Source organism: Streptococcus sp. SPS1 (assembly GCF_030439915.1).
In the GTDB taxonomy this organism is placed as follows: Bacteria; Bacillota; Bacilli; order Lactobacillales; family Streptococcaceae; genus Streptococcus.
Genome location: NZ_JAQFJG010000009.1, coordinates 1 through 12,684 on the forward strand (window position 1 = coordinate 1; position 12,684 = coordinate 12,684).

Annotated in this window: 11 protein-coding genes and 4 pseudogenes; 6 read left to right on the forward strand and 9 right to left on the reverse strand. The window is 37.3% G+C overall.

The window, feature by feature from the left end:
- Positions 1-440 precede the first annotated feature (440 nt).
- The 5 genes and pseudogenes from PCY12_RS07255 to PCY12_RS07275 form a co-directional block, all read right to left on the reverse strand.
- A pseudogene (locus PCY12_RS07255) lies at positions 441-581 on the reverse strand (DNA-binding protein); the annotation flags it as partial.
- Between the two features lie 208 nt (positions 582-789).
- Positions 790-1,902, reverse strand: coding sequence for a tetratricopeptide repeat protein (locus PCY12_RS07260; protein ID WP_301352230.1), 1,113 nt, complete (start codon positions 1,900-1,902; stop codon positions 790-792).
- A gap of 129 nt (positions 1,903-2,031) precedes the next feature.
- On the reverse strand, positions 2,032-2,370 hold the full coding sequence (locus tag PCY12_RS07265; RefSeq protein WP_301352231.1) for a hypothetical protein: 339 nt from the start codon (positions 2,368-2,370) through the stop codon (positions 2,032-2,034).
- Between the two features lie 63 nt (positions 2,371-2,433).
- Complete coding sequence (locus PCY12_RS07270; protein WP_301352233.1) at positions 2,434-2,733, reverse strand: hypothetical protein; 300 nt, start codon at positions 2,731-2,733, stop codon at positions 2,434-2,436.
- A 33-nt stretch (positions 2,734-2,766) separates the two neighbouring features.
- Positions 2,767-3,572 (reverse strand): annotated as a pseudogene (locus PCY12_RS07275) (IS5 family transposase); the annotation flags it as partial.
- A gap of 36 nt (positions 3,573-3,608) precedes the next feature.
- On the opposite strand from PCY12_RS07275, the pseudogene PCY12_RS07280 reads away from it, so the two are divergent.
- Positions 3,609-3,917: pseudogene (locus PCY12_RS07280) on the forward strand (transposase); the annotation flags it as partial.
- Positions 3,895-4,041 (forward strand): annotated as a pseudogene (locus PCY12_RS10350) (IS110 family transposase); the annotation flags it as partial. The pseudogenes PCY12_RS07280 and PCY12_RS10350, both read left to right, overlap by 23 nt.
- A gap of 221 nt (positions 4,042-4,262) precedes the next feature.
- Here PCY12_RS10350 and PCY12_RS07285 read toward each other — a convergent pair.
- The 3 genes from PCY12_RS07285 to PCY12_RS07295 all read right to left on the reverse strand — a co-directional run bounded on the left by PCY12_RS07285 (position 4,263) and on the right by PCY12_RS07295 (position 6,691).
- Complete coding sequence (locus tag PCY12_RS07285; protein ID WP_301352235.1) at positions 4,263-5,120, reverse strand: bifunctional methylenetetrahydrofolate dehydrogenase/methenyltetrahydrofolate cyclohydrolase; 858 nt, start codon at positions 5,118-5,120, stop codon at positions 4,263-4,265.
- Between the two features lie 153 nt (positions 5,121-5,273).
- The gene (locus PCY12_RS07290) at positions 5,274-6,008 is read right to left on the reverse strand and encodes an amino acid ABC transporter ATP-binding protein (protein WP_261083751.1); all 735 of its coding nucleotides are present in this window, start codon (positions 6,006-6,008) and stop codon (positions 5,274-5,276) included.
- Entirely contained in the window at positions 6,008-6,691 is a 684-nt protein-coding gene (locus PCY12_RS07295) for an amino acid ABC transporter permease (RefSeq protein WP_001011642.1), read from the reverse strand. Before PCY12_RS07295 ends, PCY12_RS07290 begins: the two co-directional genes overlap by 1 nt.
- A gap of 191 nt (positions 6,692-6,882) precedes the next feature.
- On the opposite strand from PCY12_RS07295, the gene PCY12_RS07300 reads away from it, so the two are divergent.
- The 4 genes from PCY12_RS07300 to PCY12_RS07315 all read left to right on the forward strand — a co-directional run bounded on the left by PCY12_RS07300 (position 6,883) and on the right by PCY12_RS07315 (position 10,695).
- Entirely contained in the window at positions 6,883-7,113 is a 231-nt protein-coding gene (locus PCY12_RS07300; protein WP_000443570.1) for a DUF1797 family protein, read from the forward strand.
- Positions 7,114-7,342: 229 nt separating this feature from the next.
- A complete protein-coding gene (locus tag PCY12_RS07305; RefSeq protein ID WP_301352237.1) occupies positions 7,343-9,601 on the forward strand; it encodes an ATP-dependent Clp protease ATP-binding subunit in 2,259 nt (752 codons plus the stop codon).
- Positions 9,602-9,731: 130 nt separating this feature from the next.
- Positions 9,732-10,184 carry an NUDIX hydrolase gene (locus tag PCY12_RS07310; protein ID WP_112443514.1) on the forward strand — a complete coding sequence of 151 codons (453 nt, stop codon included), beginning with the start codon at positions 9,732-9,734 and terminating at the stop codon, positions 10,182-10,184.
- Between the two features lie 211 nt (positions 10,185-10,395).
- Positions 10,396-10,695, forward strand: coding sequence for a DUF1827 family protein (locus tag PCY12_RS07315; protein ID WP_000767194.1), 300 nt, complete (start codon positions 10,396-10,398; stop codon positions 10,693-10,695).
- A 185-nt stretch (positions 10,696-10,880) separates the two neighbouring features.
- Here PCY12_RS07315 and ezrA read toward each other — a convergent pair whose 3' ends face one another.
- A complete protein-coding gene (gene ezrA / locus PCY12_RS07320) occupies positions 10,881-12,608 on the reverse strand; it encodes a septation ring formation regulator EzrA (protein ID WP_301352240.1) in 1,728 nt (575 codons plus the stop codon).
- Between the last annotated feature and the right edge of the window lie 76 nt (positions 12,609-12,684).

The following is a 12,684-nucleotide window of genomic DNA, read 5'->3' on the forward strand; positions in this document are numbered from 1 at the left end:
GCGATGAAATCAAGCATGATTAAAACCAGCGGAACTTACCCTGACACGGATTTCCACTGGTTTTTACGATTTTTATCAGACTAACTTCCACTTGGATTAGCGGTGGAAGTTAGTTTGGGAATTTACCCAATATTTATTCATATTTCTTCACTCAAAAATTCGTTTAGTATCATACTATTATTTTGATTTTATTCGAATTTTATACCTCTAACTCTTTCTTCTTTACCTGTGTTAATCCTCACTTTTCTTGCAGTAATTTATCTATACAGCTTCTGACACTTTCAGCCTGTTCCACTTCTTTTCGTATATCTTTGATTTGAGAATATAGACTATCTTTTTCTTTCCTCATAGTGCCAATTTCTGCCTTCCATTTGGATATATTCAGGGTCTTGCTCTCGCCTAAATGTTCTTGGAGATATTTCTTTGCACTTTCAAATAAAATTAACGGTGTCATTGTCCATATAAGCATCATAGAGCTTGTCCAAAGCACTTTCATCGTTGATACCTTTTTCCACGCTTATAATTGCCTTAACGAAGTCCTTGTGGTTATTATTAACCATATCTTCTATTTGATTTCTCATTTTTTAAATTTATATAATTTGCAATAAAAAGCGACAGATCCCCGAAATACAATATGTAAATCAGTCTGTCGCTTTTTCTATTTCTTCAAACACAGCGCCTGCTAGGATAATCAAAACTGCTATAGCTCCCCAAGACATATGCAACTTTTTTATAACTTATTCATTTATCATAATTGTTGCAGCACCAACTTCAAATTTTTACAACATTTCATTTAAATTTATGTCTCACACAGTCTACCATGAAGCAAGAAAACTCTGGATACAGCTTAAGCCTCACTTTTGGTTTGAAAGTTAAAGATTTTACACGAGAAATCATTGCTTCATATTCTCTTTTATCTTTTTCCAATTCCTCAATATATTTCTTCTTATCTTCCTCGCTCACATAGTCATCATCAACTATAGCTTCTTTAATAGCATCCACTAAATAGAGTCTATTTTTTTCTTCACGGACAAAAAATTTTGCTTTTTCATCCTTTAACCATAATGCATAATAATAGTGTTCAAAGTCAACTGTATAGTATTGACAAATAACATCATTGCTATAGTAATCTAAAAATTCATCGAATTCTTCAAGTACATAATAGGCATCAAAAATTTGCTCCGCAGAAATATCATCTGTTTTCAAATTGTGATTTTCATCTTCTCCTGACTTTACTTTTTCTAACCAAGATATTGCTTTATCTTTATTACCAAGATATACTTCGCAGTATGCAATGCTAAGCAATAGACTCATTCTATCAGGATATTTTTTTAATAATTCTAAAAATATTTCTTTAGCTTTCTCATATTCTTTGAGTTCATATAAAGATACTGCATGATTGAAGGAATATTCATAACTATCATCAATATTTTTAGCTTTTTCAAAATATTTTTGACTCAATATAAGCCATTCTTTATCTTCATTAGATTGGTACATACTAAAGTAATAAAGCCCCAATCCTGTATATGTTTCAACAAAAGGAGAATCTAAATTCTTTGCTTTTAGTAAATATTCTAATGCTTCTACAGTATAATCATGGTTAAATGCAATATTGGTGTAAACTCTTGCTTTTTGAGCATTATCTAAATAAATTTCAAATTTATTTAAAAAAGAATTTAAATATCTTATATACTCACCGCGTCTAAGCTCTAACTTTAAAGAAGCAAGCGTACATACTATATCAAGATCAGAAGGATATTCTTTTTGTTTGGATAACAAGTAGCTTTCCATTTTTTTAAGGTATTCTGTTGATCTTTCATAGTCTTTTAAAAATGTCTCTTTATATCTATCCTCATATTCTTTTTTCTGCTTGTCCCAATATGCCTTTATTTCATTTATCAAAATCTGTACTCCTCATTAGTTAAAATTTAACAAACACTATTTCTACTTTTTATCCTTTCCTACAGCTTCGAATTTACGTATCCACATATATTTATATTTTCTACTATTTCAATACTATCCAATTATTACTTATTCATTTTTCTTATAGTAACTGGGATAAAGAGGGTGTTCAAATAAACCATCATCAATCATTTTCTCAATCTTCGCTGGCAAATCAACTTTATATACTTTTTTATAAATAGCTGTGCTTAAACATTCAAATCCGCCTCCCGAAGAAGTATCACCTAAAAAATTTTGAATTGCTTCTATATCGGGATAATGATCAGGATTATGTAGATAACGCATATATTCCTCTAAAACTCGTCTAATGTATAGAAAGTCTTTCAGGTTCATTGTTATTTTTTCCTTATCAGAAATAGCATCTAATCCATATTCAACGATATCTTTTATATTTGTGTATTTTATCATCTTTAAATTCAATACCTCTTTTTCCCAAAATAATTATCATATAAAATTATTGTTTTAAATCGTTTACTTTTTTACGTTATACACCATATCTCCGATATTCCAAACATACATAATTGCCGACACTGGTCGTTTCCCATCTTCCCGCAGCCATCCTGTATATGTAGTTGTGTTCCCATAATAGCCTTCAATAATGATTTCAAATTCTGAGTCTGTATATTCATCCATAAATTGTTGTAAACCAATAGACTTTCCATTGAAACGTCCTTCACCCAAGGTTTTGTTAAATATCAATACATCGCACATGTCAATATCACATTTTTTAAAACATATTTCACCAGGATATGATTTTCTTTCACCTTCCACAAATTCATATATTTTATTAGACTTCCTACAAAACTAAAGTCCTAGTTCACGGTTGATAATAGCAACAACTAAATTCATTCGTAATTCGAAGCGTTTACGATAATTTCGATAGGTTGTTGAAAACATTTTAAACGTTTTTACTTTGGCAAAAATATTCTCAACCTTGATTCTTTCTTTAGATAGCACATGATTATAGGATTTATCTTCAAGAGTTAGTTGCTTAAGTTTGCTTGATTTCCTCGGAGTTTGCGCTTGTGAATACATCTTCATGAGCCCTTGATAACCGCCACTGTCAGCCAAGATTTTACCAGCTTGTCCGATATTTCTACGACTCATTTTGAACAACTTCATATCGTGGCAATAGTTCACCGCAATATCCAAAGAAACAATTCTCCCTTGGCTTGTGACAATCGCCTGAACCTTCATAGCATGGCATTTCTTTTTACCAGAATAATTCTCTAATTGTTTTTTTTAGGACGATTGATTTTTACCTCTGTTGCATCCACAATCACCATATCCTCAGCACTAAGGTGAGTTTTTGAAATCGTAAAACCACTTTAAAGAAGAGTCACTTCAATCCATTGACTCCGACAGATTAAGTTGCTTTCGTGAATGCAAAAATCAGCCGCAATTTGTTCATAAGTGCGGTATTCTCGCGTGTATTGAAGAGCGGCCATAAGAAAGTCTTCTAGGCTTAATTTAGGTTTTCGTCCACCTTTTTCGTGTTTAAGTTGATAAGCTGTTTTTAACACAGCTAACATCTCTTCAAAAGTAGTACGCTGAACACCAACAAGGCGCTTAAACCGAACATCAGTTAATTGTTTACTTGCTTCATAATTCTATTGTATCATATTTTTGTTTCGCAGGAAGTCTAGTGGATGAACGCCTTTTTAGAAGAGCTTTCACAAGTTTATCCAGATGATTATCTTTTACTTGTCATAGACAATGCTATATGGCATAAATCAAGTACCTTAAAGATTCCGAGTAATATTGGCTTTGCATTTATTCCTCCACACACACCAGAGATGAACCCCATTGAACAAGTGTGGAAAGAGATTCGTAAACGTGGATCTAAGAATAAAGCCTTTCGAACTTTGGAAGATGCCATACAAGGAATGGAGAAGGAAATGATAAAGTCCATCGTTAATCGGCGATGGACTAGAATGCTTTTTGAAAACAGATGAATATAAGTTAGAACAAGGAAAACATTACAATGTAGCCATCATTCACCTTGCAAAAAAACTTATCAGAATGCTGTTTTATCTTCTCAAAAACGAGCTACCCTTTGACGAACAAAAAGTGATGTAACTTCTGAATTTGACACAGGATTACCTTTGAAAAAATGAATTTTTTCAAAGGATTTTTGACGTGCTCTAAAATCAGCAAATTTGAGACAAGAAGTATTTTAGATAAAACTATTGACTTTTCTTATAGTTTGTCTTTTGTAATCTTATATCTAAAATTTAATATTCATTTCTGCCATTTCAGATATAGCTATAGAAAATACACTCTCTTCAGCGAATTTTCTCTTATTTTCTATCTAATGTCCGAAGTGCCGCCTGATAGGTTTGCTCCATCAGCATAGTAATGGTCATAGGACCGACACCTCCAGGAACTGGCGTAATATAGCTAGCAAGTGGGGCAACTGCCTCATAATCCACATCCCCACAGAGCTTACCATTTTCATCACGATTCATCCCAACGTCAATGACTACCGCACCTGGTTTGACAAAGTCAGCAGTCACAAACTTGGCACGACCGATTGCGACCACCAGAATATCTGCTTTAGCAGCCACCTTAGCAAGATTATGGGTGCGTGAGTGGGTCAAGGTCACTGTTGCATTCTTGGCCAAAAGAAGCTGAGCCATGGGTTTTCCAACGATATTGGAACGACCGATGACGACCGCATTTTTACCTTCCAAATCAATCCCATATTCATGAAACATTTCCATAATTCCTGCAGGTGTCGAAGGAATCATGACTGGATGACCTGACCAAAGGCGTCCCATATTTAGAGGATGAAAACCATCCACATCCTTTTCTGGGTCAATAGCCAATAGAATCGCCTCTTCATCAATGTGTTTTGGTAATGGCAACTGAACCAAAATCCCATGCCAAGCTGGATCCTGATTATATTTAGCAATCAGATCTAATAATTCCTCTTGAGTAATGGTCCCTGGAACTCGCACTACTTCGCTACGGAAACCAGCCGCAAGAGCTGACCTCTCCTTGTTGCGAACGTAGACTTGGCTGGCTGGATTGTCCCCGACCAAAATCACTACCAAACCAGGTACTAGACCTGTTTCTTCCTTTAATTTTGCAGTCTTTTCAGCCAACTGTCCTTGCAATTTGGCCGCTAAAGCTTTCCCATCAATAATCTGTGTCATATCACTTCTCTTTTCTTTCAAATATCTTCCATTATACCAAAAACTGCCAGCACCCTCTAACACTTCTTTCCTAGGCAATCCTATAGTTTCAAACTATAAGAAAAAGCTCTGGTTGAGCTTTTCACTAATCTTGTCTTGAAATTTTAAAATAGATTATAAAACCTTACTCAAGAAATCTTTAGTCCGTTGTTCTTGGGTTTGTTCAAAAATCTGTTCAGGTGTTCCATCTTCAACAACCACACCGTCTGCCATAAAGATGACACGGTCTGCCACCTCACGGGCAAATCCCATCTCATGTGTTACGATAACCATGGTCATGCCTGACTTGGCAAGGTCTTGCATAACAGCCAACACCTCACCTACCATTTCAGGGTCCAGGGCTGAAGTCGGCTCGTCAAAAAGCAAAACATCTGGTTCCATAGCCAAACCACGTGCTATGGCAATCCGCTGTTGCTGCCCACCTGACAAACTCTGTGGATAAGCGTCTGCCTTATCTGGTAAACCAACTTTTTCCAAAAGCTCTTGGGCTCTCTTCTCAGCCACTGCCTTGCTCTCACCTTTTGTCTTGATAGGTGACAAGGTGATATTTTCCATCACAGTCATATTAGGAAAGAGGTTAAATTGTTGGAAAACCATCCCCATCTTCTCACGCATGGCAAAGAGGTCATTCTTCTTGTCCGTGATATCGACTCCCTCAAAGATAACCTTCCCTTTGGTTGCTTCTTCCAATAAATTCATAGAGCGAAGCAAGGTAGATTTCCCACTCCCTGAAGGACCGATGATAACGACAACCTCTCCACGTTTAATCTCGAGGTTGATTCCCTTTAATACTTCATTCTTTCCAAAGGATTTATGTAAATTTTCAATTTTTATCAAGGTATCTGTCATTATTTCTTATCTCCTTGTCCCATACGTTTTTCAAAAGCTTTCAAGGCTACGGTCAAAATAGAAGTCATAATCAAGTAGTAAAAGGCTGCAAATAAAAGTGGTGTCAAAGGTAGATAGGTTGTTGTAGAAACTGTTGTAGCCCCGTTCCACAACTCCATGACACCAATAGCTGATAAGAGGGAGCTATCCTTGATAATGGTGATAAATTCGTTCCCCAATGCTGGCAAGATATTTTTGATAGCTTGTGGCAAAATCACATAACGCATGGCATTTTTAGGACGAATCCCTAGCGAATAAGCCGCCTCTAGCTGACCTTTTGGAACTGCATTGATTCCGGCACGAACAGTCTCAGAAACATAAGCACCACTGTTCATAGAGATAATCAAAATCCCTGGAATCAAGCGAGAAAGATCGACACCCAAAATCCCAACCTGAATAGTCGGAGCATTGATATGCATAAGAGCAAAGGCAATCATAATCTGAACCATCATCGGTGTCCCACGGAAAATCCAAACGTACAAGTTGGCCAGCCAGACAAGCGGTTTAAACTTTGAACGTTGCCCAAAAGCCAAGACAACACCCAAAATAGTTCCCAAAAAGACAACACAGATAGAAATGAGAACCGTCACCACAGCCCCATAGTTAAAATAAGGTAAATACTTAGGTAAAAAAGAAAAATTCATAGTCACACTGCTTTCTAAAATAGAATACTGTATGATTATAACATGTGTTGAATTAAAATTCAAACATTTTATCCAATTTATTAAAAAAAAACTTTAAGCTGGTAGAATTAGCGAGAAATCTTAGTTTTTTCTAGTCAAGTTGGCCTCCTTTGTGGTAAAATAGTAACGATAAGAAATGAAGGAGAATCAAAATGGAATCACATTTGGTTAGAATCATCAACCGCCTTGAAGCAATGGCAAAAGACGGCGGAAATTTAAAACGTAATTTTGAACGCGAAGGAGTTGTTGTTGCAGAAGTTGCATACAGCCACGATGAAGAAAACGGCTCAATCTTTACCCTTCGTGACGTAGAAGCTCGCGAAACGTATACGTTTGATAGCATTGACTTAATTGCAATGGAGATTTACGAACTCCTTTACTAATGTAAAACAAGCAGGATTACCCCCTGCATGTCTAACCAAAATCCTTTTTGTCTCACAAATAGGATTTTTTTATAGTCCAAATTCACAAAAATTTTCATTGTAACAACTTCTCAAAGCTGCAATCTTTTTACTTGCTTTACACCCCAATCCTGTTATAATGAAAGTATAGAAATTTGACTATTTTTGACCTTTAAACAGGTCAGGCTAAAGAAAGAAATGAGGTAGATGTATGCTTTGTCAAAACTGTAAAATCAACGACTCAACAATTCATCTTTACACCAATCTCAATGGAAAACAAAAACAAATTGACCTCTGTCAAAACTGCTACAAGATTATCAAAACAGATCCTAACAACAGTCTCTTTAAAGGAATGACAGATTTGAACAATCGTGACTTTGACCCCTTTGGTGATTTCTTCAATGATCTAAACAGTTTCAGACCTTCTAGCAATACTCCTCCGACTCCCCCAACCCAATCAGGTGGAGGTTACGGTGGAAATGGCGGTTACGGTTCCCAAAATCGTGGACCTGCCCAAACTCCGCCCCCAAGCCAAGAAAAAGGCCTGCTGGAAGAATTTGGTATCAATGTAACTGAGATTGCCCGTCGTGGAGATATAGACCCTGTTATTGGGCGCGACGATGAGATTATCCGTGTCATCGAGATTCTCAATCGTAGAACCAAGAATAATCCTGTTCTTATCGGTGAACCAGGTGTCGGAAAAACGGCCGTTGTCGAAGGTCTAGCTCAGAAAATCGTTGATGGCGATGTTCCACATAAACTCCAAGGTAAACAAGTCATCCGTCTGGATGTGGTTAGCTTGGTGCAAGGAACGGGTATCCGTGGACAATTTGAAGAACGCATGCAAAAACTCATGGAAGAAATTCGCAAACGTGAGGACATCATCCTCTTTATCGATGAAATTCATGAAATTGTCGGTGCTGGTTCTGCAGGCGATGGCAATATGGATGCAGGAAATATCCTCAAGCCAGCCCTTGCCCGTGGTGAACTGCAACTTGTCGGTGCTACTACCCTTAATGAATACCGTATCATTGAAAAAGATGCTGCCTTAGAGCGCCGTATGCAACCTGTTAAGGTAGATGAACCAACAGTGGACGAAACAATCACTATCCTCAAAGGAATTCAAAAGAAATACGAAGACTACCACCACGTTCAATATACCGATGCTGCAATTGAAGCAGCTGCAACTCTTTCCAATCGTTACATTCAAGACCGCTTCTTACCAGACAAGGCCATTGACCTCCTAGATGAAGCTGGTTCTAAGATGAATTTGACCCTCAACTTTGTTGATCCTAAGGTCATTGACCAACGTCTGATTGAGGCCGAAAATCTCAAGGCTCAGGCAACCCGTGACGAAGACTTTGAAAAAGCAGCTTATTTCCGCGACCAGATTGCCAAGTATAAGGAAATGCAAAAGAAAAAAGTCACAGACCAAGACACACCTATCATAAGCGAGAAAACTATTGAGCACATTATCGAGCAGAAAACCAATATCCCTGTTGGCGAATTGAAAGAGAAAGAACAATCTCAACTCATCCATCTAGCCGAAGATCTCAAGTCTCATGTTATTGGCCAAGATGATGCTGTCGATAAGATTGCCAAGGCTATTCGCCGTAATCGTGTCGGACTTGGTACGCCAAACCGTCCAATCGGAAGCTTCCTCTTTGTCGGGCCAACTGGGGTCGGTAAGACAGAACTTTCCAAACAACTAGCTATCGAACTCTTTGGTTCTGCTGACAGCATGATTCGCTTTGACATGAGCGAATACATGGAAAAACACAGCGTGGCTAAGTTGGTCGGTGCCCCTCCAGGTTATGTTGGCTATGATGAGGCTGGGCAATTAACTGAAAAAGTTCGCCGCAATCCGTATTCTCTTATTCTCTTGGATGAAGTAGAGAAAGCCCATCCAGATGTTATGCACATGTTCCTCCAGGTCTTGGACGATGGTCGTTTGACAGATGGGCAAGGACGTACCGTTAGCTTCAAGGATGCCATCATCATCATGACTTCAAATGCAGGTACAGGTAAGGCCGAAGCCAGCGTTGGATTTGGGGCTGCCAGAGAAGGACGTACCAACTCTGTTCTCGGTGAACTCGGTAACTTCTTTAGCCCAGAGTTTATAAACCGTTTTGATGGTATTATCGAATTTAAGGCTCTCAGCAAGGATAACCTCCTTCAGATTGTCGAGCTTATGCTAGCAGATGTTAACAAGCGCCTTTCTAGCAACAACATTCATTTGGATGTAACTGACAAGGTTAAGGAAAAGTTGGTTGACCTCGGTTATGATCCAAAAATGGGAGCCCGCCCACTTCGCCGCACTATTCAAGACTATATTGAAGACGCAATCACTGATTACTACCTTGAAAATCCAAGCGAAAAAGACCTCAAGGCAGTTATGACTAGCAAGGGAAACATTCAAATTAAATCTGCCAAAAAAGCTGAAATTAAAACTTCTGAAAAAGAAAAATAAATCCTATAGAAAAGGAGTAGAAAATGAAAATTTTCTGCTTCTTTTTTACTAAAATAACTGTAAGTTCTTGACAGCTTGCCCTTTGTCCATTATGATAATAATAACGATACTAGATAATGAGGAAAATTCAATGGCAAACCCAACTTTCGGAGAAAAAAAAGCGAATACAGACTATGTTGCACGCTATGGAGTGTATGCAGTTATCCCTGACGCTGAACAAAAACAAATAGTTTTAGTTCAAGCTCCTAATGGCGCTTGGTTCTTACCAGGTGGCGAAATTGAAGCAGGTGAAAATCATCAGGAAGCCCTAAAACGTGAATTGATTGAAGAGCTTGGATTCACAGCTGAAATTGGTACCTATTACGGACAAGCTGACGAATATTTCTACTCTCGTCACCGTGATACCTACTACTACAATCCTGCTTACCTCTATGAAGCGACTTCTTTCAAAGAAGTTCAAAAGCCACTAGAAGACTTTAATCATATTGCCTGGTTCCCTATTGACGAGGCTATTGAGAACCTCAAACGTGGTAGCCATAAATGGGCCATTCAATCTTGGAAAAAGCAGCATAAGATTGGCTAATACTCTTCGAAAATAAAATTCAAACCACGTCAGCATCGCCTTACCGTAGATATGGTCACTGACTTTGTCAGTCTTATCTACAACCTCAAAACTGTGTTTTGAGCAACCTGCGGCTAGCTTCCTAGTTTGCTCTTTGATTTTCATTGAGTATAAATCAAGCGACTTTATTCAAAAAGTGCTATAATAGAATTAGAAAATCGGAGGAAATATTATGAAGCTTATCAATACGACAAACTCACACTCGCAACTTGTAAAAAGTCAGCTAGAAAGTACCGATGCAACCCTTGTTGAGGTTTATTCTGCGGGGAATACAGATGTTATTTTTACCCAAGCGCCGCTTCACTATGAAATCCTCATCTCAAACAAACACCGTGCTATTCGTGAACCTGAAATCGAAACCATTCAAGAATTTTTCTTGAAACGTAAAATTGATAAGGACTCTATTGATGAAGCCAATATCAAGACACTCTACTCAGAGAAATTAATTGGAATTTCAATCCCAATCAAGTAAGGAAATTGAGTAAAAACTCGACTTGAGCGAAAGTCCAATAAGTCTTTCCATAATAAAACGCATAGTAGCAAGAGTTTCTACACCTGCTATTATGCGTTTTTATCATTTTGAAATCTTTTGCTAAAGATACTACTATAGAAAAAGATTTGATTCTGTTTCTCACACAATCAAATCTTTTTCTTTTATTAAAAACGAATCGTTTCACGTGTTTTCTCATATGAGGTAACAAAGCGATTGGTTACACCAGGCTCTGCCACTTCCAATGCTTGCGAAATCTTGTCAAATGAAGCGTGATAATCAAATTCTTTTTCAAAAATATCTAAAGCTTCGTTAAATGCTTCTTGAATGCGTTCATCAAATGAGCGATAGCGGTTAGAATATTGCAATAGTTGCTCTGTCAAGGTTGCATACTGTACAATATTATAAGTTTCCGTTTCTAAAGCTTCCATATCATTCGTTGCAATTTCAAGAACTCGGGTAACAGATTCAATGTTAATCATTTTCTGTTCTAACTCAACCATTAAATCCTCAGTATTATTGCTTGCCGTAAAGAATAACTTCAAGAAAGTTTGTGGAATACCTGGCAGATTGCGTTTTTCCATGTATCGCTTGATAGTATGGAGACGATTGACATAAACATTGGCCTTTTGACGTGCATTGATATCATCTTTCTCAATTTGTGTCAGGCGCTCACTAACTGAAATTTGCTCATCTTCAATATCTTTTAGTTGAGTTTGTAAATCCTCAAGATTTTCTTCAAGAACTGAATAAGCTTGGGTTGGTTCTTCTTGATTTGAAGTTACCTCAGCAATAGCTGCCTCAAAACTCTCTAATTCTGTCTGAATACGACGAACATGGCTTGCAGCTGTCTCAGGAAGTAAATAGGTCTTGCTCAAACGTGCAATATCTTCTCCCAATAAAGTATTATTCTCTTTCATATGTTGAAGGTAAGTTGGAAGAGTTGCAAGTAGATTTTCCACTACTTTCTGAGCAGCAATTTCTCGAGTAAAAATATCATACAAGGCATTGATTTCCTCTTGTGCCTGTCCATTCTCATATTCGGCATTATCCAATTCCAACTGGCGAATATTCTCTTGGTTTTTCTTGAATGCTTCATAAAGCAAGTGGAAACGCGCTTCAATATCCGTTTCAACAAAATGATAATTAGCATCTAAGAGCTTACGATAACCATCTTCTAAATCTTCTAGTTGATCTGGTAGCTCTTTAGATAATGTTGTTACAATTGCTGGTATACGATCAACAATATGTGTCAAAGCCAAGATATGATTTTCAGCATTATCCAAAATCACAGCAGCTTCCACAGGGTCACCCGATGAATTCAAGGTTACAAATTGTGAAAATTCAGATTGGATATTTTCTAATTGTTTTTCAATTTCATCCAAGGCTTGACCATACTGTTCTGAATTTTCAGCAACTCTATGCTGAAGTTCCTCAAATAAATCCAAAGCATGAAGAACACGACCACTATTTTTAGATTCTTGCTTCTCTAAGTCTGCCAAAGCATTGCGAATTTCAGCAATATCTTCTTCAATCAAAGTAATTTGACTCTCAATTTGGTCAATTTGATGACTGGCCTTGAGAAAACGAAATGAATGGTTATAGCCTTCTGCTTCAAAGAGATTATTTTCAATATCGGCAAAAGAGTTGAGAGATAAATCGACCCATTTTTGATTCCATTCACGGAAAGCCACTTGACTTTGTCCAATCAAGTGCATATTTTTTACAGCTTCTACTTCATCATTTACTGGAAGATTGTATAGTTCTTCTTTTCTTTCTTCTAGCGCCTCTAATCTTCCCTCATTTCGCTTACGTAGAAAGATTGCCACTACATAAGCCAGAACTAAAATGACTGCAATTGCAACCATTAAATAAATTAGTTGTCCATTAGACATATCAAACTCCTTTTTACTTGAAACAATCGTAATGATTATATCATATTTTTTAGACCAAGGGAACTACTTCTCCCGA